This is a genomic window from Arthrobacter sp. NPDC058097, assembly GCF_042884885.1.
GTDB lineage: Bacteria > Actinomycetota > Actinomycetes > Actinomycetales > Micrococcaceae > Arthrobacter.
Genome location: NZ_JBHVSZ010000003.1, coordinates 117,650 through 138,371 on the forward strand (window position 1 = coordinate 117,650; position 20,722 = coordinate 138,371).

The window sequence follows — 20,722 nt, forward strand, 5'->3', positions numbered from 1 at the left end:
ACTGACACTGGGGTGGAGATAAGGGCCCCTCGGGGTCGGTGAGCCTGAGGTCAAGACCCCTCTCACGATTCACCTTTTGAGCCCCGGAATGGAGAGACATGGACAACGGCGGCCCCGGCGAACTTTTGCACATCCTGCGGGACGGACGTCCGCGAACCAGGGCGGACCTGGCCGGAATGACGGGCCTGGGACGGGGTGCCATCAGTTCCCGCCTTGAACCGCTCCTACGACTCGGACTGGTTGCGCCCGTATCGGGCGCGCCTTCCACCGGAGGCCGCCCCTCAGCAAGACTGGCCTTCAATCCGGGTGCAGGGTTGGCCGCCGCCGCTGACGTCGGCGCCACACACGCGACCATGGCTCTCACCGACCTGTCCGGAAGGGTGCTCACGGAAAGCACTGAACGACTTGAAATTTCGTCCGGACCAGAACCCGTTCTGGACTGGCTAACAATGACCCTGACAGGCCAATTGAAAGCGATGAAGCGCCCAGCAGCCGACATCCTCGCCGTCGGCATCGGGCTGCCCGGACCGGTAGAACACTCCACCGGAAAGCCCATCAGCCCCCCGATCATGCCCGGATGGGACGGATTCGACGTCCCCGCTCGCATTCAGCGGACCTTTGACGTTCCCGTCCTCGTCGATAACGATGTCAACCTCATGGCCCTCGGGGAGCGGGCGACGCGCTGGCCCAATGAGGACAACATGATCTTCCTCAAAGTCGCCACCGGTATCGGCTCGGGGGTGGTCAGTGGAGGCATATTGCAGCGAGGCGCGGCAGGGGTCGCTGGAGACGTCGGCCATATCGCTGTCTCCAGAGGAGCAGGAATTCTATGCCGCTGCGGCAAGACTGCATGCCTGGAAGCCATAGCAGGCGCCCCCGCCATCGCCGCGCAACTCCGCGGGAACGGACTCGAGGCCATCACAGGAAACGACGTCGTCACACTCGTCCGTTCCGGTGATTTGGCCGCGATTCGAGCCGTCCGCCAGGCCGGACGCGACATCGGAGAAATGCTCAACATGTGCGTGAGCCTCATCAACCCCTCCCTGATCGTCGTGGGCGGATCGCTTGCACAATCCGGAGAACATCTGATCGCCGGGATCCGCGAAACGGTCTACGCACGCTCAACACCGTTAGCAACCCAGCACCTAAATATCACGCAGTCCGAGACGGGGCCGGAAGCCGGTGTTGTTGGTGCCAGCATCTTGGCCGTCGAACATGCCCTCGCCCCTCACCGAGTCAATGACCTCGCAACCAGGCTGCTTGCCGCCGGACGCGAAGATTCTCACAGTCCGCAGAAAGTGGAACAGGTCGCCCAAACATCCCATCAGCTCCGGGACACGGTGGCCGGACAATTGCAGGACGCATTTCCTTGATCACGTCTCCGAATGAAGATGCCCACGACAGCCGCGCCAGGTTGTAAAGCGGCGCGTTGGGTCATTTCTCCGAGCCCCCGTCCTATTCAAGGGCATGCTCACCCAGCGTCAAGGCGGCGACAATACTCCTCGCGGGGGTGCCAGCAATTGCACCCATCAGCGAACCAATCAAAGTTGTCCGAGTAAAATAGTGCTAATAGCTGAGGTCCTTTCTGGCCGGTCCCATGAGACACAGCAACCGCTTCCTTAAGACGCCGTGGCCGTTCTCATGGCCGCCATGATGGTTCAGCTGGTCAAGGAGGACGATGGCATGCCTCAATCCGCCACCGGGGGCAGCGGCCGTCTGGTGCGATACGCAGTGCCGGAAGGGCTTAATCCCGAACAAAGGTTCGAACATTGGCGAGCCTGGTATGGTAACGCCGTCGAAACCCCAATGCGGTTGGAAAAGTCGGCACGTCGCACTCCTGTGTCCTTTAATCCTTCAGCTATTAACCTTGCCGGTCCGGGTTTCAGTCTCATAGAAATGTTCAACGGCCCCGCATTGGGCTCGTGGGCGCCGAATCCCGACACCACGGATCTGCGCCTGGCCTACTTCCGCAAGGCGCCGGGGCTGACCCTCGCTCTCAACGGCGCGCCTGAGCCAGTATCACCGGGCTCCGTCAAGTTCATTGATACGTCGCTGGGCGGAAGTTTCGATGCGCCCGAAGGTTTTCACGCCTTGCAGCTCAACATCAACCGCAGCAGCCTGAATGTGAGCGAGGCCCAACTGCGCTCCCTGCTTCGCCTGCCTGACCTGGCAAGGCACCCAATTGTGGGCACTTTCGTGATCCCTGCGCTGATGTCCTGGAAGCGGCCGGGCATCGACCGGGAGACATCGGGAACCGCAGAAATCCTCCGATCCGTGATGGCAACCCTGGTGGGTTCGCTACTCGAAACGCCGATCGACGATGAGGCGCAGAAACCGGCCCTAAGTCGGGCGGTGAAGAAATACCTTGATGCCAGCTATGACAACCCCGATCTGGACGTGGCCATGGTCGCCGAAAGGTTCAACCTCTCCCGTCGCTCTCTGTTCTACTTTTTCGAGAATGACGAACTGCGCCTGGGTGAGCGTATACGCGCCTTGAGAACGCGAAAAGCCCTCGAGCTCCTCCTTCAGGCCGGTTCCCAAGGGATCACCTACTCGGAAATTGCCACCTCGTGCGGATTCACCAATGTGCAAAGCATGCGACGTGCAGTGAAAGAGTTTACCGGGATGAATGTGAGGGAGATCCATCGATCCGAGCCTGACGTTCGTGAAGCGCTGCAACAACTGCGGGAGTCACTGAACCCCTAACGCCTAACCACGCTGGGGAAGCGTCAATAGACGACATCCCGGGCCTCATGAAAACGGCAGGAACTCAACGACCGGCCACGCAAACGACTAGAGTTCAGGAAACCGATCGAACTACTCGAAAACCTCCTGTTGCAATGACCGCTTGAATCCGCCGTGCCTCAATTGCTACATCGGAGCGCAGGTCGGTGACCCAGCTCCAGCAGGGCCACAACTGTCCGTTCGCGCTCAGACCACCCGAATGCCCCAGTTAAACCTCCGCCGCAGGCGCCGCGAACTGCGCCTCGTACAGCCGCGCATACGCCCCGCCCGTGGCCAAGAGAGATGCATGAGTCCCCTGCTCCACGATCTGTCCGGCCTCCATCACCAGGATGAGGTCGGCGTCGCGGATGGTGGACAGGCGGTGCGCAATGACAAACGAAGTCCGGTCCGACCGCAAGGCGCTCATCGCCTTCTGCACCAGCAGCTCCGTCCGCGTATCCACGGAGGACGTCGCCTCGTCCAGGATCAGCACCGACGGCCGGGACAGGAACGCCCGCGCAATCGTCAGCAGCTGCTTCTCACCGGCGGAAACATTCGAGCCCTCGTCCTCGAGCACTGTGTCGTACCCCTCCGGCAGCGCGCGCACGAACCGGTCAACGTACGTTGCCTGCGCGGCCTCCACGATCTCGGCTTCAGTAGCAGTAGGCCGGCCGTACGCGATGTTGTCCCGGATGGTCCCGCCGAACAGCCACGTATCCTGCAGCACCATGCCCATCCGCGAGCGCAGCTCGCGCCGGGGAACAGAGGTGATGTCCACGCCGTCGAGCGTTATCCGCCCGGCATCCAGTTCGTAGAACCGCATCATCAGGTTCACCAGGGTGGTCTTGCCGGCCCCGGTGGGGCCGACGATCGCCACCGTCTGCCCCGGCTCCGCCACGAGGCTGAGAGAAGAAATCAGCGGCTTGTCCGGTGAGTAGGAGAAGGAGACGTTCTCGAACACCAGCCGGCCCCGCCCGCCGGAAGCAGCAGACCCGGAAGCTTCCGAAGACTGCTCCTCCTCGTCCAGCAGCTCGAACACCCGCTCCGCCGACGCGACGCCGGACTGCAGCAGGTTGGCCATCGACCCGAGCTGCGCCAGCGGCTGCGTGAACTGCCGCGAATACTGGATGAACGCCTGCACGTCACCCAGCTGCATGGCCCCGGACGCCACCTGCAGCCCGCCCACCACCGCAATCCCCACGTACACCAGGTTCCCGATGAACGTCAGCGCCGGCATGATCAGGCCGGAAATGAACTGCGCCCCGAAGCTCGCCGCGAACAGCTCCGCGTTCTTCTCCCGGAACCGCTCCTCCACCTCACGCTGCCGGCCGAACACCTTCACCAGCGCGTGCCCCGTGTACGTCTCCTCGATCTGCCCGTTCAGCTCCCCCGTGTGCTTCCACTGCGCCACGAACAGCTTCTGCGAGCGCTTGGCGATCAGCGCCGTCGTCACCAGCGTCAGCGGCACCGTCACCAGCGCAATCAGCGCCAGCACGGGCGAGAGCAGGAACATCATCACCAGCACTCCCAGCACGGTGAGCAAGGAAGTGACAGCCTGGCTGATCGACTGCTGCAGGCTCTGCGAGATGTTGTCCACGTCGTTCGTCACCCGACTGAGCAGCTCGCCGCGCTGGATTGAGTCGAAGTACCGCAGCGGCAGCCGGTGGATCTTGGCCTCGATCCGCTCCCGCAGCCGGTACACGGTCCGCTGCACCACACCGTTGAGCACATACGCCTGGATCCAGCCGAACGCCGACGCCAGCACATACAGCGCCAGTGCCCACAGCAGCACGTTAGCCAGCGCCGCGAAGTCGATCCCCGCGCCCGGCGTCAGCGTCATCGCCCCCAGCATGTCCGCCTGCGCATCCTGCCCGGATGCCCGCAGCCCGGCGATCACCTGCTCCTTGCTCGCCCCCGCCGGCAGGTTCTTGGACACCACGCCGGCGAAGATCAGGTTGGTGCCCTCGCCCAGCAGCCGCGGCCCCGTCACCGAAAACGCAACGCTTACGACGGCGAGCGCCAGTACCAGCGCCAGCCACGCCCGCTCGGGGCGCAGCTCCCCCAGCAGCCGCCGGGCCGACGGCCCGAAGTTCATCGCCTTCTCCGCCGGGACATTCATCCCGGCAAACGGTCCGCCGCGTCCCGGTCCTCCCGCCGGCCGGGGAATGCGTACGACGTCGGCCGGGCGGGTTCCGGGGGCAGCACCCGTTCCGGGGCCGCCGGGCCCGCTTGCTCCCTTTTCGGGGGCCGGCTGGGTTCCGCGGGCAGTGCTCATGCCGCCTCCTCCGCCGCCAGCTGGGAGGACACGATCTCTCGGTACGTCTCCGACGTCTCCAAAAGCTCGCTGTGCGTTCCGCGCCCGACGATCCTGCCGCCGTCGAGCACCAGAATCTGGTCCGCGTCCACGATGCTGGAGACGCGCTGCGCGATGATCACAAGCGTTGCACCGGCGGTGCCCCGCCGCAGCGCTTGCCGGAGCCGGGCGTCTGTGGCGGTGTCCAGCGAGGAAAACGAGTCGTCAAAGATGTACAGCTCGGGCCGCTTCACCAGCGCCCGGGCGATCGCCAGCCGCTGCCGCTGCCCACCGGACACGTTGGTGCCGCCCTGGAAGACCGGCGCGTCCAGGCCGCCCTCCATCTCGCGCACGAAATCCGCGGCCTGCGCGGTGGCCAGCGCGTGCCACAGCTCCTCCTCGGTGGCGTCCGGTTTGCCGTACAGCAGGTTGCTCCGCACGGTCCCGGAAAACAGGTACGGCCGCTGCGGTACCAGGCCGATGTGCCCCCACAGCAGGTCCGGGTGCAGCTCCCGCACGTCCACGCCGCCCATCCGCACCGACCCGGAGGTGGCGTCGAACAGCCGCGGCATGAGGTTCACCAGGGTGGTCTTCCCAGAGCCCGTGCTGCCGATGACCGCCGTCGTCCTGCCCGCGGCGGCGGTGAAACTGACGCCGCTGAGGACCGGCCGTTCGGCACCCGGGTAGGCGAATCCGACGTCGCGCATTTCCAGCTCACCGCGGGCGGTGCCACTGTCAGACCCGAATACCACCGGGTTCACCGGCGGCCGCACGGACGACTCCGTCTCCAGCACCTCCCCGATCCGGTCCGCAGAGACGGCCGCACGCGGGATCATCACCGCCATGAACGTGGCCATCATGACCGACATCAAAATCTGCAGCAGGTAGCTGAGGAACGCCACCAGCGTTCCCACCTGCATGGAGCCGTCCTCGATCCGGAACGAGCCGAACCAGATCACCGCCACGCTGGACACGTTCAGCACCAGCATCACCACGGGAAAAGCGAGCGCCATCAGCCGCCCGGCCCGCAGCGCGGTGTCCGTGACGTCCGCATTGGCACCGGCGAACCGCTCGGTCTCCAGGTCCTCGCGCACAAACGCCCGCACCACCCGGATGCCGGCCAGCTGCTCGCGGAGCACCCTGTTAACGGCGTCGCTCCGCAGCTGCATCAGGCGGAACAGCGGCACCATCCGGCTCACGATCAGCCCGACGCCGATCAGCAGCGCCGGCACGCTCACCGCGATCAGCCACGACAACTGGGCGTCTTGCCGGACAGCCATCACCACACCGCCGATGCTGAGCATGGGCGCGGCCACCATCAGCGTGGCGGACATCAGCACCAGCTGCTGCACCTGCTGCACGTCGTTCGTGGACCGCGTGATCAGGCTGGCCGGGCCGAACCGGGTAACCTCCTGCTCAGAAAACCCGCCCACCCGGGTAAAGATCGCCCCGCGCAGGTGGCGCCCCATCCCCATCGCCGCCTTCGCCCCGAAGTACACCGCCGTCACCGCGCACGCGATCTGCAGCAGGGTAATGAACAGCATCAAACTGCCGACGCGCAGGATGTACCCGGTGTCCCCCCGGGCCACGCCCAGGTCAATAATGTCCGCGTTCAGCGTCGGGAGATAAAGGGATGCAATGGACTGTGCCAGCTGAAAAACAACGACGGCGACCAGCAGCCGCCGTTGCGGCTGCAGGTACCGGACAAGAAGCTTCCAAAGCATCCAGATGCACCCTCGCAGCAGGTCCTCGAAATGATGGGAAGGCCAGTGTACGTCCGGCGGCTTGGGACAGCCTGTAGGCTGGGGCCATCGCCGGGAATCCGGAAACACCGCAAATTGAAGAATGGGGACTTCATTGAGCGATCAACAGTTGGGCTTTGGCGAGCCCGGAAACATCGGTTTAGCAAACGCACCGGCAGCTGTCCGGCTCTCGGCAGCCTGCTGGGTGGCCAGCGCCGTAGTGGCCGGCATGATGCCCGTCATTCTCGAGGTGGCGGGAATCGACTTTGGCCAGTCGATCCCCGACTGGGCCGTGCCCTACCTCGTGGCGTTTGCCGTGCCGCTCACTGCCCTGCAGGTCCTTGCCGCCCAGCATCTGCTGCACGGCGCACGCTGGGCCCGGATTCTTCTCAGTGTCGCCGCGGCCCTGTCGGCGCTCGGCGCACCCGTCGACCTGACGGCCTTGATCCTCGCCGGCCTGCTCCTGACCCTGGCCGGCGCCACGCTGATGTGGCTCCCCGCGTCCAACCGGTTCTTCCTGGTCCGCCGCGGTCCCGTTTATCCGGTGCCGGCAGCTTCCAACGCGGACACTGTCCTTGAAGGCACTGTCCTCAAGAACGCCGCCTTCAAAAACACCGCCCTCAAAGGAGAACTCCTGTGAGCGACACGCTCCTCCTGCCCGCCGTGGCCGAGGCCCTGGCCGTGCATGGCGTGGCCCACGAGGTCCTCGGATGTTTGCCCGAACTGGCCGACACCGCCCAGTTCTGCGCCCACTACGGCTTCAGCCTCGAGCAGGCCGCCAACACCATCCTGGTTGCCTCCAAGAAAGTGGAGCCTGCCCGGCACGCCGTGTGCGTGGTCCTGGGCACCACCCGGCTGGACGTGAACCGTTCCGTCCGGGCCCTGCTCGACGTCAAGCGGGCATCCTTTGCCGACGCCGAGACCACCACCGCACTGACCGGCATGCTGGTGGGCGGGGTCACCGTGCCCGGTATCTCCGGGCTGCCCGTGTACGTTGACCGCGCCGTGATGGACGTGCCGCGGGTGGTCATGGGCGGCGGCAACAGGTCCAGCAAGATCGTCCTCGACCCGGCCGAGCTCCTGAAACTGCCTGGGGTCGAGGTGGTGGACGGACTCGCCACGCCCCGCGAGCAGGCTGGGGTGCCGGGCGACTGAGACTGTGCTGCCTGGATCGCCGGGCAGATTCCCAGGGGCAGGCCACTTTCCCGGATTGGCTCTGGTGTGCGGCCTGCGCTGCTGCCTACCGTGAATCGTGGGCCCGCCGAAGCCGGCAGCAAACCCCGAGCCCGCAGTCCCCAGAGATTGAAGTCCAGAGAAAGAGCACCATGGCCGTCACCGAATATCCCTTCTCGCAGGTCGACGTTTTCGCCCCCGGGCCAAAGCCCGGCAACCCGGTCGCCGTCGTCCATAACGCCGACGGCCTGACCGCCGAGCAGATGCAGAGCTTCGCCAACTGGACCAACCTCTCCGAGACCACCTTCCTCCTGAAGCCCACGCAGCCTGAAGCTGACTACCGGCTGCGGATCTTCACGCCGGCCTCCGAGCTTCCCTTCGCGGGCCATCCCACCCTCGGCTCCGCGCACGCGTGGCTGGAGAACGGCGGACAGCCGCGGCGCTCCGGCGAACTCGTACAGGAGTGCGAGGTGGGGCTCGTCAAAATTAGCCAGACCACGGACGAACAGTTTTTCGAAGCCCCGCCGCTGCGCCGTTCCGGTCCCGTGGAGCCCGAAGTGCTGGAGCAGGCCATCGTCAGCCTGGGCATTCCGGCCGAGCAGGTGCTGGACAGCAACTGGGTGGACAACGGCCCGGGCTGGCTCGGCATCCGGCTGGCCTCGGCCCGGCAGGTGCTCGACCTGGCGCCCGACTTCGCGGCCATGGGGAAGTTGAACGTAGGTGTCATTGGCGCCTACGGAGACGGCGGCCCGGCGGACTTCGAGGTCCGCGGCTTCGTTCCGGGCCTGGACATCCCCGAGGACCCGGTCACCGGCAGCCTGAACGCTGGCCTCGCACAATGGCTGATCGGTTCAGGCGTGGCCGAGGGCAACTACACCGTCAGCCAGGGCACAGTCCTGGGCCGCGGCGGCCGGCTGACCATCACCACCGAGGGCGACAGTATCTGGGTGGGCGGCACAAGCCGCACCGTCATCCGCGGTAGCGCCTTCCTGTAATTCCGCGCGGGGCGGGCCCCGGCGCCCAGCAGAACAGGGGGCAGCATCAACCAGTTGTATATGAGAATGGTTCTCATTATGCTGGATGCATGATCTTGACCGTCCTCAGCTCCCTCGACGCCCTCTGCCGCCAGCAGGCATGCGAGGCGCTGGCCGCTGCACACCCTTCCGCCGCCGTCGTCGTCCATGACCTCCTGGAAAACGGCACCGTTGTCCGCCGCACCTTCCGCCATGACCGTCCGGGGCAGCGGCAGGAAACTGTCCTGGAACACGCCTGCCTGGGCTGCAGGGTGCGCCTCGAAGTCGTGCCGGCCGTCAGGCAACTGTTGGCGGGCGGCGAACAACACGTCATTGTGGGGTTGCCGCCAGGCGTGCCGGCGGCAACCGCAATCGTCGCCCTTAGGCAGGAACTCGGCGGGGATGGCAGGGTCACCTCTGCCGTGCACGCCTGCGCGCCGGATTGCGTGGAGGACCACATCTGGGACCACCACACCCTGTTCGAGTCCGGCTTCACACCCGTCGCCGATGACGAGCGGACCTCGGGCGAGTTCATCATCGGGGAGCTTTCGTTCTGCGACACCATCCTCGCCGCAGAACCCGACGTGCTCCCCGTGGATCCCGACGGGCGGGCCCGGGGCCTGGAACTGCTCCGCGAACTGGCACCTCACGCCGACCTCGCCGAAGACGCCACCCGCATCCAGCAACGCCGCCATGACTACGCCGCCGCCATTGGCAGGACCATTCCCGGAACGGTGCAGACTGCCCGCAGGTGCGGTGGGCCGTTCACCGTCACCCACCGGGCCCGGCGCCCGCTCCATCCGGAAAGGTTCCGCCACGCCCTGGGCAGCCTAGCAGCCGGATGCTGCTGGCTGCGCGGCCATCTCTGGATAGCAAGCGCACCGGATTGCCGGATCGCCATCCAGGGCGTAGGCCCGCGCATATGGCTGGAGAACACGGGGCCGTGGCTGCCTGAACTGCGACCGGACCCGGGGAGCCGCGGGACACTGCTCGCCGCCACCGGCGACGGCCTGGACGCGGACGAAATCGCAAAGCTGCTGGCGTCCTGCGAACTCACCGACGCCGAAATGGCTGCCGGGCTCGGCCCCTGGACGATCCATCAGGGCCCATCCGGACAAACTGATCCGACAACCACCACATAAAGGAGCAAAGCTAATGAAGGTACGGAACTCACTGCGTGCGCTGAAGAAGATGCCCGGAGCCCAGGTGGTGCGCCGCCGCGGAAAGACGTTTGTCATCAACAAGAAGAATCCGAGGATGAAGGCCCGCCAGGGCTGAGCCTGCCGGCGCGACGCACTGGCAGAGTGTGCTGCCGGGGACGGGCCGGCGCCCCATTGCGCCTGCCCGTCCCAGTCCGTGGTCTTCGTGGGTGATCCCGATGGTGGCCTTCGTATCGGGTTCTCTTGCGGGGCCGCGGCGCTTCTGCACGGCCCCTGCGGAACACTGTCCCGCGCAACGCTCAAGAATGGCGCGATTTTACGTAAGGATCGCTGCAAGATTCTGCAGCCCCCGCCGTCGTACGTCTTGGGGTGTGGTGCCGCTGCGGACCGGACCAGCAACGTGAGGTGCGCCTCAAAGCCGCAACGTTGCCGGGCCCCCGCCCGTTGGACAGGGGGACGGAAGGAGGCCACATGCTCATTGTTCTGACAGGAATCGACGGTTCGGGAAAGACGACGGCGGCCCGCTCCCTGGTTGCCGCAGCCCGGGCAGAGGGCAGGAACGCACTTTTGCTGAGCAACTATGCGGGCCGGCGGCGGATGTCCCTGCTCAGCAGCCGCTTCGGCATCCGGCTGCCCGACCGCCTGGCCGACGCGGCGGAAACCACCGTGCGGCTGTTCACTGTGCTGGTGTCGCAGGTACGTGCATCGCGCTTCGAGGGGCTCGTGGTCATGGACCGGCACCTGCACTGCCAGCTGGCGCTTCGCGAGGCGAGGGGCCTGCGCCGCGGGCGGCTTCTCCCCTGGCTGCTCCGCACGCTGCCCGCCACGGACCTGGTCCTCCACCTGGATGTGAGCCCCGAAACCGCGCACCGGCGGATCGTCGCCCGCGGCACGGACGAGGAATCGGTGGCCGAGCTGACCGCCCTGCGGAACGCCTACCGCGCGCTGCCGGAGTACGCGGACATGGTGAAGATCGACGCCGGCGGCCGCCCGGACGATGTGCTCGCCAGGCTGGTTGACGCCGTCCATTCGCAGCGCCTACTCAAGGTTTAGTCAAGAATTTCCGAAACGGCCGGATTTGGCTTCCTAAAATTCGTGCCGGCTGTACATTTGTGCCAGCTCTCCTCTTTCCCCCCAAAAATGGAGTGCTGGAAGCCTCCGCGCTTGAGTCCCTTGATTCGCGCGGAGGCTTCACGTTTCCGCCCCGACACCACACTCCGGCGCCTCCCGGTCTGGCCACGCTCCGCCGTCGAAGATATAGTAAGCATGCTGATGACTTCGGATTACCGGACCATCATCTGTTCACTTCGACGAAGGAGACACTATGAGCACGAGGGTTGAGAAGCGCATTCTGGTGAACGTGCCGGTCAGCACGGCATACAACCAGTGGACCCAGTTCGAAGACTTTCCGCACTTCATGGGCGGCGTCAAGAAAGTGACCCAGCTCAGCGACGACCGGCTCGAGTGGGTGGCCGAGATCGCAGGCGTGAAGCGCAAGTGGGAGGCACGGATCCTCGAGCAGAAGCCGGACCAGAAGGTTGCCTGGGCCGCCACCGAGGGCGCCACCAATGCCGGCTCGGTGGAGTTCGAGGACGTGGGCGGCGGGCAGACTTCCATCAAGCTGTTCATCGACTATGAACCCGAGGGGCTCGTGGAGAAGGTCGGCGACAAGCTGCACGTCGTGGAGCACCAGGCCGAGGCCGACCTCAAGAGGTTCAAGGCCTTCATCGAGGACGAGGGCTATGCCAGCGGCGCCTGGCGGGGCTCGGTCAACGAAGGCGGCTCGGTGGGCACGCCGGGCGTTGAGCATGCAGCCGGGTCGCTCGGGGACAGCGGCAAGGCGGGCGTCTCCGGCAAGGTTGCGGCGGCTGCCGGAGTGGCTGCTGCAGCAGGAGCGGCGGCGGCCGTTGCCGCGGGCAGCAAGGACAAGGACGCCGACACTGTGTATGTCGTGGACGAAGCCGCTGTCGTGGATGAAGCAGTTGTCCCGGTGGAACGGGAGTACACCGAAACCACAGTCGTCACCGACACGACCGATACGCCGGGCTTCTCCGGCGGAACTGCGGCGGCCACCGTTGCTGGCGGGACCGCGGCTGGAACCGCGGCAGGCGCCGGCTCGGCGCTGACGGAGGAGAACATCGCCCACCCCTTCGACCAGACCAACGGACTGATCGACGACGAGGACGACTCGGACGGGACGGCGGCCAGCGACACCCGGAGTGCCGCCGACCGGGCCGAATGGGAAGACGGCGGGCCCGGCACCGTCCCACCCGTGGGCGGCACGTCCGGCCAGCACTAACCGGCACGCGGCTAAAACCCAAAACGACGGCGGGGCAACCCGCCGTCGTTTTTGTCCATTTGGCGCCGTAATTACGGGCGATTCAACGCATTAATTTGAGGATTGACCTGCACGGCAAGCGGTGGCAACGTGGGATTCACCTTCTCCCCCAGCGCCGGGGGACACACGTGCAGACATTTCCTGCCCGGCCATTCCGCCGGGCAAGCACAACTTAATACCGCAGCGTTGCGGCAGCGATACCGCGCGCCCGGGACATATCTGAGAGTTCTTTAATATTCTCTCAATTCCGATTAAGTCTTCTCATTGCGGCTTGCCGAAATACAACATTCCCGTCGGGAACCGGCAGCTGTTGGGGGCCCACATGGAACGCTTAAGAATTGTTCTCTATTCACACGACTCCGTGGGTCTGGGTCACGTGCGGCGCAATCTCGCGCTGGCCCATGCCCTGAGTAACCAGCTTCCCTACCTGACGGGCCGGGACGTGACCGGCCTCCTCATTTCCGGCACCGCATTAGCCCCGGGTTTCGATGCTCCGCACGGCTGGGACTGGGTCATCCTGCCTGGAGTGGAAAAGAGCCCCGACGGCTACCAGCCCCGCAGCCTCACCGTCCCGATGCAGGACCTCGTCTCCCTCCGGGCGGGCCTGCTCGAATCCGTACTGGGCAGCTTCCTCCCCGACCTGGTGGTGGTTGACCGCCACGCGACGGGGATCCACCGCGAACTGGAAGTGGCCCTGCGCCACGCACGCTCGGCCGGCGCGGTGCGCACGGTGCTCGGGCTGCGCGAGATCCTGGACGCGCCCGCGGCGGCCCTCGCCGAGTGGGAGAGGGCTGGCGGCGCGTCCCTGGTCACCGACCTCTTCGACGCCATCTGGGTCTACGGCGACCCCGCAGTCCACGACCCCGTGGCCGCGGGAGAAATTCCGCCATCCATGCAGAGCCTGATCCGGTACACCGGATACCTCGCGGCCGGCAGGCCGGCGGGTCCGGGGACAGTCACCACGCCCGGCCCCTATGTCCTGACCACCGTCGGCGGCGGCGCCGACGGGCACGCGCTGGCAGTTCTGGCTTCGGCTGCCGAACTGCCGCCGGGCACTGGACACCTGGTCGTGGCCGGACCCCAGATGCCGGCCGACCAGCTGGCAGACCTGCGCCGGCGGGCACCGGGCGGGGTCAGGATTGTCGAGCGGCTCGATGACATGGTTCTCCACCTGCGCGCTGCGGGTGCCATTGTGTCGATGGGCGGCTACAACACGGTCTGCGAGATCATGAGCACCGACGTTCCCGCATTGATTGTGCCGCGCACGCATTCCCGGTCCGAGCAGCGCATCCGGGCCGCTTCCCTGGCGTCCGCGGGATACCTGGACTACCACGAGATCGGCACGCTCACACCTGGGATCCTCTCCGGCTGGCTCACCCGGCGGCTGGGCACCAGGGTGGACAGGAGGCGGGCGCGGCTCAACGGGCTGGTCCGCGTCCCGCAGTTGGCCGCCGAGCTGCTGCAGCCCGTGCTGCTCCAGGCTGGCGCCCAGAACCCGCCCCGCCCCGCCGAGTCGCCGGCGTCCGCCGCGGGAATCCGGGAAGGTGCGGCCCATGCTGCAGTCTGAACCCGCCACCGCCTACATCCTGAAGATGTACCCGCGGTTCTCGGAGACGTTCATTGTCTCGGAGATCCTGGCACGCGAGGCCGCCGGGGACAGGATCGAAATCTTCTCCCTGCGCCCGTGCAACGACCAGCGCTTCCATCCCGAGCTGGCGCGCGTCAGGGCGCCCGTGACGTATATTGTCCGCCCTAAAAGTGCCGAGCGCGTCTGGGAGACCTTCCGCGCTGCGGAAGCCGCCGGACTTGCCCCCGCTGTGTCCCGGATGTTCGCGGAACTGGCCACCATGGACACCAACGATGCCCTTCAGGCCATCAACCTCGCCATCGCCCTGCAGCACCGCAACGTCCGGCACCTGCACGTTCACTTCGCATCAATCCCCACCACCGTGGCGAGGCTCGCCTCGGCCATCACCGGCATCCCCTATTCCTTCACGGCCCACGCGGTGGACATTTTCGTTGAGACCGTCGACGACGACCTCCGGACCAAGTTCGCCCAGGCCCACCACTCCGTGACCATCAGCGAGTACAACCTGCGCTTTCTGCGGCGCCGCTTCCCGGACGTCACCTCCCGCCTCCACCTGGTGCGGAACGGCCTTGAACTGGACCGCTTCCCCTACCGGGACCCCCGCCCGGTTGGGCCGACCGTGCGGGTGGCCGCGGTGGGACGGCTCGTGGAGAAGAAGGGTTTCCAGCATTTGCTGCCGGCCGCCGCGGAGCTGGTGTCCCAGGGTTTCCCGCTGGACCTGCGGATCGCCGGCACGGGCGTGCTGGCCGAGCGGCTGCAGTGCACGATCGAAGAGCTCGGGCTGGACCGGCACGTGCAGCTGCTCGGGCCGCAGACCCAGGACCAGGTGCACGAGCTGCTGGACTCGGCCGATGCGTTCATCGCGCCCTGCGTGGTGGGCTCGGACGGCAACGCCGACGGGATGCCCACAGTCCTGCTGGAAGCCATGGCCGCCGGCGTCCCCTGCATCTCCACGGCAGTGACCGGCATCCCGGAGGCGGTCCGGAACGGGCACACCGGAATCCTGACGCGGCCCGGCCAGCCCCATTTGCTGGCCCAGGCGATCCGCCGCATCAGTTCCCCGGACACGGACCGGGTGGCACTGGCCCGCAACGCGCGCGCCCTGATCGAGAAGGACTACGACGCGCGGCGGCAGGCGGAGGCACTGCGGGCCCTGTCGCTGGACGCAAGGAGGGCGGCCTGATGCGCGTCGCCTACGTGTGCGCCGACCCCGGCGTTCCGGTCTTCGGCACCAAGGGCTCCTCGGTGCATATACAGGAGATCGTCCGTGCCTGGCGCCGGGCCGGGGCCGATGTCACGGTCTACTGCACCCGTGCCGGAACCGACCGGCCGGCGGACCTGGCCGGGCTTCCCGTTGTCGAAATCCCGCCCCGCCGCGTTTACGCGGCCACCGGGCCAGGATCTGTTTCAGCGGCCGGGCCGGATCCTCGAGCAGCACCCGCTCCCGGGGCAGGTCCGTCTTCCGGGGAGGAGCGGGAGCGAGCCATTGGGGAGGCGGCCGCGGCCCTGGCCGCGGCAGTGGTCCGCGACGGCTGCGACGTGGTTTACGAACGATATTCCCTGTTCAGCGAGGTGCTGGCCACGGTCACCGGAGCCCTCCGGGTCCCGTCTGTCCTGGAGGTCAATTCGCCCCTGATCGAGGAGCAGCAGCGGTACCGGCAGCTGTTTGACCGCCGCCTGGCCGAGGCCATGCTGCACCGCAACGCCCTGGCCGCCGACGCTGTCGCCTCCGTCTCGGAACCTGTGGTGCGGTGGGTGCAGGACAGGGTGCCGGGCGCCAAAACTCTGCTGGCGCCGAACGGCGTGAACACGGAACGGATCCGGCCCCGGCCACGCGGCCGCCGCCGCCCGCGCCGGCTCACTGTGGGGTTCGTGGGCACCCTGAAACCCTGGCACGGTGTTCCCGCCCTGCTCACGGCGGTGGCACTGGCCAACGCCGGGGCGGGTGCTGACGGGCGGTGGGCCGTGAAGATCATTGGCGACGGCCCCGGCAGGCAGGATCTCGAACGGGCGGCAGCCGGGCTGGGCGTGGATGCGGAGTTCACCGGTGCGGTGCCTCCGGATTCCGTGCCCGGGCTGCTGCACGAATGCGATGCCGCCGCTGCCCCGTACCCGCAGCCTGTACCTGGCCGGGACGACTACTTTTCACCGCTGAAGGTCTACGAGTACCTGGCCGCCGGCATGCCGATCGTGGCCACGGCGGTGGGCCAGATACCCTCCATCCTGGAAGACGGGCGCACGGGCCTGCTCGTTCCGCCCGGCGATGCGTCGGCTTTCGCTGCTGCGCTGCTGCGCCTCGGTGCTGACTCCGCGCTGCGGGACCGGCTGGGCACGCAGGCGAGGGCGGCCGCCGCCGGACTCTACAGCTGGGACGGCGTGCTGTCCCGCATCACGGCGGGGCTGCCCCGACACCAGGACGTGGCCTGATGAGCGCGCACTCCGCCCGCACTGCCCACTTTGCCCGGCCAGCCCAGCCGGCGTCGGGGTTGCGGCGGACGCTGCGGTGTGTGCGTCCGCATCTGCGCGGGCACCGGTGGCTGATGGCGGGCGGCTTTGCCGCCTTGGCGTTCGACGTCCTCTTCCGTTTGGTGGAGCCGTGGCCGGTGAAGATGGTGGTGGACGCCGTCTCCCGCGCCTTGGGCGCGACGCTGCGCAAGCCCGGGCCCTCCATGGACGCCAGCGTTCAGACCCTGGTCCTGTGCGGCGCCTTTGTGGTGGCGATCGCCGTTGGGCGGGCGATAGCCAACTACTGGTCCGCGGTCTGTTTCGCTCTCATCGGATCCCGGGTCGCAGCAGACCTGCGCGCCCGCGCCTTCCGCCACGTGCAGAGCCTGTCCATGCGCCACCACACCCGCGCCTCCACCGGCGACACCGTCCAGCGGCTGGTGGGCGACGTCTCCCGGCTGCAGGAAGTGGCCGTCACCGCCGGGCTGCCGCTGCTCGGCAACACGATCACCCTGGTCCTGATGACAGGCATCCTGCTGTGGCTCGACCCGCTGCTTGCGCTGGTGGTGTTCCTGGCCGGCGGGGTGTTCGCGCTCCTCTCCCGGTCCAGCTCCGGGCGGATCACCGCAGCGGCCGGCAACTCGCGGAAGGGCGAAGGAAACCTGGCCACCACCGCCGCCCAGACCCTCGGCGCCATCCGCGAAGTCCAGGCCTACGGGCTCGAGGACACCATCAGCTCCGGCTTCCGCAAGAGCAACCAGGCCACGCTGGGCACCGGCGTTGCGGCGCTGCGGCTCGCGGCCGGGCTCGAACGCCGCACCGACGTTCTCATCGGCGTCGCCACCGCCGTGGTCCTGGCCGGCGGCGGCTGGCGGGTGCTGGAACACGCCATAACCCCCGGAGACCTGGTGGTGTTCCTGATGTACCTCAAGACCGGGATGAAGCCGCTCAAGGACCTGGCCAAGCAGACCGGCCGGATCGCGCGCGCCACCGCCTCCGGCGAACGCGTGGCCGACCTCCTCGAAGCCCAGACCGACCTGCCCGAGAACCCCCGCGCCCGGACCCTTAACAACCCAGCCCCGGACATCGTGCTGGAGAACGTCTCCGCCGGGCACGGAGAAGGGACGGTGCTGCACGGGATCACCCTTCTGATTCCGGCGGGCGAGCACCTGGCCATCCTGGGCCCCTCCGGCGCCGGCAAGTCCACGCTGGCTTCACTGATCCTGCGCATGATCGACCCCGGCACCGGGTCCGTCCGTGTGGGCGGCGAGGACCTGCGCGATCTCCGTATCGCGTCCGTCCGCTCGCACGTGTCCATCCTCTTGCAGGACTCCGTGCTCTTCGGAACCTCGGTGCGGGACAACATCCGCTTCGGCCGGCTGGACGCCACGGACGCAGAGATCGAGGAGGCCGCCGTACTGGCCCAGGCGGACGGCTTCATCCGTGCCCTGCCGAACGGGTACGACACCGTGCTCGGTGAGGCCGCGAAGGATCTCTCCGGCGGCCAGCGGCAACGCATCGCCATTGCCCGGGCCATCCTCCGGCAGGCACCCATCGTCATCCTGGACGAGGCCACCGCCGGGCTGGACCCGGTTTCACGGAACTCCGTCCTGCAGGCCCTCGCCGCCCTGACCCGCGAGCGCACCTCCATCACCATCACCCACGACGCCCACTCCGCCCGCTCCTGCGACCGCATCATCTGGCTGGAGCACGGCCGCATCACTGAAGCTGGCCGGCCCGAGGACCTGCTCCGGAATCCCGGCTCCCGCTTTGCGCGCTGGATCGAGGACGAGGCACCCGACAACGCGGCGACGGGTGAACTTAAGACCGACAGTGAACTTCAACAGGAGGTGCCGTGAACACCTCGCCTTCCGGGTCCGGCAACCCTGACCGGTCGCTGGCCAACCGCGACGCCGCACTGCCCGCCCTTCCCTGGCTGCTGGACAACGCCCGCCTGTCCGGGCTCCTCGGCGAAACCGTCCGCGTGACCCGCGTCCGCTACAAGCCCGGCACCTCCCTGCTGGTGGCGTTCCGCAGGATCCGCAACGGCAGCTTCGACTACGGCTGGGCCTATACCCTGGCCGACCCGTCCACCAAGCTCCTGCGACGCGAAAGCACGTCACGGTCCCGCGGCGGGAACATGCGCGTCCTTAGGCCCGATTCCTTGCACCCGGAGACGCTGGTGGGCGTGGGCGGCGTGGAGGACGACTGGGCATTGCACAAGAATCTCGCCTGGCTGCGCGAGCACGGCGCCGAACGGCTGGGGCTTAATCCTGGCGCTGCCGCAGGCCTGCTCGGCGGCGGCAGCGTGCTCCGCTACAAACCCGAGCGGCGCCTGGTGCTCTTCGCGCAAAACGCGGGCACCGCCGTCGTTATCAAAACGGCCGCCAAGCCCGCCGGCCCCGGGCAGCAAGCCCACTTCCTGGACCGGCTCGAGCGCAATGGGGTTCCGCTCCTCCCCCAGCTGGGGGACGCGGAATGCCTGGAACACGGCGTGACCGCCTGCCTCGCGTGGGGCGGCGGTGACCTTGCAGGGCTCGACGACGATTCCAGCGCCTTCGCTGCCGGGGAAGCCCTGGCCAGGCTGCACGGCATTCCGGCGCGGGGCTTGCAGGCGGCGGGCATCACCGCGCAGCTGCGGGCGACGCGCAGCATGATCGCCTCCCTGTTGCCCGGACTCGAGGAACCGGCCCGGCGCATCGAGGCTGAACTCGGCTCGCTCCTGCCGGACCGGGCAGGGTCCCAGGCCCTGGTGCACGGCGACTTCTCCCCCGACCAGGTGCTGGTGGGAGGCTCGGAGGTCCGGCTCATCGACTTCGACCGGGCACATGCCGGGACGGCCGAGGCCGATCTGGGGTCGTTCGCCGCGGCGGAAGAGACAGCGCTGCCGGCATCCGGGGGCGCACCTGGCGGTGCTCCTGCCTGCGCTCCTGTCGGCAGCCCGGCCGGTGGCCCCAAGACGGCCCGGCTCACCGAAGGCTACCGCCAGGCCGGCGGCCGGTTCACGCAACCCGGGGTGGATGCCTGGGCGGCCTTCCGGCTCTTCAACAGCAGCGTTGACCCCTTCCGCGACAGGTCCCCGGACTGGGCCGAGGACATGTCCTGGCATCTGCGGCGGGCAAGGGAGCTGATCCCATGACCTGGCATCCGCCCGTCCCCCGCCGGGTGACCGACCCTGCAGGAAAAGAGTGGCTCGTGAGCCGTTCGTGGCCCGGCGTGGCGGCCGGCCGGTACGTCCTGGAGGTGCAGTCGCCCGGCCATCCCGGGGTGCGGGGCGGGTTCTTCCGCGAAGGCCGGTTTGTCCCGGTAGACGCGGACGACTCCAAGCTTCCCGCCCTTGCCCACGAGTCGCCCAAGGGCGAAACAGTGGTCCACCGCGCCCACAAGCGGGCCGTCCTCCGTGCGGGCGACACCTACATCAAAGTGTTCCGGCCTGACCAGTCGGAGGCGGCGACCATAAGCCACGTGCTGGCCACCGCGTCCCTGGCCGGCGGCCGCTTCAGAACGCCGCTGATGACCGCGGCCCGGCCTGATGTCCTGGTCTTCAGCCGGGTGGAGGGGCGGCCGTACCATGAGCTCGGCCAGGACCATGCCACTGTCCCGGACGGGTTCTTTGCCGGCATGTGGGCTGATTGGTCGCAGGCCTGGGCGGAGACTGTTGCCCGCGCCAGCAGCTCCGATTTCCGGACCAGTCTGGAGCAGCTTCCGCTGCACGATGCCGAGGAAGAACTGGTCAAGTTGCGGCGGTGGATCGACCACTGGCTGCTCCACAGCGCAGGGATCCCCGAGGCAGAGCAGGGACGCGCCGCGCTCCTGGCACAGGCCGACGACGTCACGGCCGCCCTTCTGGCCGGGCCCTCCGACCCCCTCGGGTGGGCGCACGGAGACCTTCATGACAAGCAGATACTGGGCACCGACGACGCCGGAACGCCGGGGCTGCTGGATTTCGATGAGGCCTGCCGGGCAGAGGCCGCCCTGGACCTGGCCAACCTGGATGTGCATCTGGAACTGCGGCGGAGGCAGAACCTCCTGAGTGGGCAGCGTTTTGCCATCGCCCACGCAAGCGTCGTGTCCGCGGCCAGCCGCCTGCACGTCAGCCCGGACCGGTTCGAGGCGTACGCCGCCTCCGCCCGGCTCAGGCTGGCCTGCATGTACTCCTTCCGGCCGCCGTGGGGATCCTGGTCGGTGCGATACCTGATGAGCCAGGGCCGGGGCCAGCCGGAACAGGCAGAGACTGGAACCTGAA

Annotated in this window: 17 protein-coding genes; 15 read left to right on the forward strand and 2 right to left on the reverse strand. The window is 67.5% G+C overall.

From position 1 onward, the window contains the following. The first annotated feature begins 98 nt into the window (after nt 1-98). Both ACFVTE_RS07065 and ACFVTE_RS07070 read left to right on the forward strand, forming a co-directional pair. The gene (locus ACFVTE_RS07065; RefSeq protein WP_387098577.1) at nt 99-1,373 is read left to right on the forward strand and encodes an ROK family protein; all 1,275 of its coding nucleotides are present in this window, start codon (nt 99-101) and stop codon (nt 1,371-1,373) included. A gap of 256 nt (nt 1,374-1,629) precedes the next feature. After that, entirely contained in the window at nt 1,630-2,706 is a 1,077-nt protein-coding gene (locus ACFVTE_RS07070) for a helix-turn-helix domain-containing protein (protein ID WP_387098579.1), read from the forward strand. Nucleotides 2,707-2,953: 247 nt separating this feature from the next. Here ACFVTE_RS07070 and ACFVTE_RS07075 read toward each other — a convergent pair whose 3' ends face one another. Beyond that, entirely contained in the window at nt 2,954-4,999 is a 2,046-nt protein-coding gene (locus ACFVTE_RS07075) for an ABC transporter ATP-binding protein (protein ID WP_387098581.1), read from the reverse strand. Then, complete coding sequence (locus tag ACFVTE_RS07080) at nt 4,996-6,741, reverse strand: ABC transporter ATP-binding protein (protein WP_387098583.1); 1,746 nt, start codon at nt 6,739-6,741, stop codon at nt 4,996-4,998. The genes ACFVTE_RS07075 and ACFVTE_RS07080 overlap by 4 nt, the downstream gene beginning before the upstream one ends. Nucleotides 6,742-6,874: 133 nt before the next feature. Here ACFVTE_RS07080 and ACFVTE_RS07085 point away from each other — a divergent pair, with 133 nt between their 5' ends. The 13 genes from ACFVTE_RS07085 (at nt 6,875) to ACFVTE_RS07145 (ending at nt 20,721) form a co-directional block, all read left to right on the forward strand. After that, the gene (locus ACFVTE_RS07085) at nt 6,875-7,399 is read left to right on the forward strand and encodes a hypothetical protein (protein ID WP_387098585.1); all 525 of its coding nucleotides are present in this window, start codon (nt 6,875-6,877) and stop codon (nt 7,397-7,399) included. Further along, nucleotides 7,396-7,914, forward strand: coding sequence for a YbaK/EbsC family protein (locus ACFVTE_RS07090; RefSeq protein WP_387098587.1), 519 nt, complete (start codon nt 7,396-7,398; stop codon nt 7,912-7,914). Before ACFVTE_RS07085 ends, ACFVTE_RS07090 begins: the two co-directional genes overlap by 4 nt. Nucleotides 7,915-8,084: 170 nt before the next feature. Further along, the gene (locus ACFVTE_RS07095; RefSeq protein WP_387098589.1) at nt 8,085-8,927 is read left to right on the forward strand and encodes a PhzF family phenazine biosynthesis protein; all 843 of its coding nucleotides are present in this window, start codon (nt 8,085-8,087) and stop codon (nt 8,925-8,927) included. 89 nt (nt 8,928-9,016) lie between these two features. After that, nucleotides 9,017-10,087, forward strand: a complete 1,071-nt coding sequence (locus ACFVTE_RS07100) for a GTP-binding protein (protein ID WP_387098591.1) — start codon at nt 9,017-9,019, stop codon at nt 10,085-10,087. A 13-nt stretch (nt 10,088-10,100) separates the two neighbouring features. Then, the gene (gene ykgO, locus ACFVTE_RS07105; RefSeq protein WP_387098593.1) at nt 10,101-10,223 is read left to right on the forward strand and encodes a type B 50S ribosomal protein L36; all 123 of its coding nucleotides are present in this window, start codon (nt 10,101-10,103) and stop codon (nt 10,221-10,223) included. Nucleotides 10,224-10,576: 353 nt separating this feature from the next. Then, nucleotides 10,577-11,158, forward strand: a complete 582-nt coding sequence (locus ACFVTE_RS07110) for an AAA family ATPase (RefSeq protein WP_387098595.1) — start codon at nt 10,577-10,579, stop codon at nt 11,156-11,158. A 271-nt stretch (nt 11,159-11,429) separates the two neighbouring features. After that, nucleotides 11,430-12,404, forward strand: coding sequence for an SRPBCC family protein (locus ACFVTE_RS07115; RefSeq protein WP_387098597.1), 975 nt, complete (start codon nt 11,430-11,432; stop codon nt 12,402-12,404). 361 nt (nt 12,405-12,765) lie between these two features. Further along, nucleotides 12,766-14,010: a glycosyltransferase family protein gene (locus tag ACFVTE_RS07120; protein ID WP_387098599.1), complete on the forward strand. Its 1,245-nt coding sequence runs from the start codon at nt 12,766-12,768 to the stop codon at nt 14,008-14,010. Continuing rightward, nucleotides 13,997-15,214, forward strand: coding sequence for a glycosyltransferase (locus ACFVTE_RS07125; protein ID WP_387098601.1), 1,218 nt, complete (start codon nt 13,997-13,999; stop codon nt 15,212-15,214). The genes ACFVTE_RS07120 and ACFVTE_RS07125 overlap by 14 nt, the downstream gene beginning before the upstream one ends. Then, nucleotides 15,214-16,458: a glycosyltransferase family 4 protein gene (locus tag ACFVTE_RS07130; protein ID WP_387098603.1), complete on the forward strand. Its 1,245-nt coding sequence runs from the start codon at nt 15,214-15,216 to the stop codon at nt 16,456-16,458. Before ACFVTE_RS07125 ends, ACFVTE_RS07130 begins: the two co-directional genes overlap by 1 nt. Next, nucleotides 16,458-18,335, forward strand: a complete 1,878-nt coding sequence (locus tag ACFVTE_RS07135; RefSeq protein ID WP_387098605.1) for an ABC transporter ATP-binding protein — start codon at nt 16,458-16,460, stop codon at nt 18,333-18,335. Before ACFVTE_RS07130 ends, ACFVTE_RS07135 begins: the two co-directional genes overlap by 1 nt. Then, a complete protein-coding gene (locus ACFVTE_RS07140; RefSeq protein ID WP_387098607.1) occupies nt 18,332-19,615 on the forward strand; it encodes an aminoglycoside phosphotransferase family protein in 1,284 nt (427 codons plus the stop codon). Before ACFVTE_RS07135 ends, ACFVTE_RS07140 begins: the two co-directional genes overlap by 4 nt. Further along, a complete protein-coding gene (locus ACFVTE_RS07145; RefSeq protein WP_387098609.1) occupies nt 19,612-20,721 on the forward strand; it encodes a phosphotransferase in 1,110 nt (369 codons plus the stop codon). The genes ACFVTE_RS07140 and ACFVTE_RS07145 overlap by 4 nt, the downstream gene beginning before the upstream one ends. Nucleotide 20,722 lies beyond the last annotated feature (1 nt).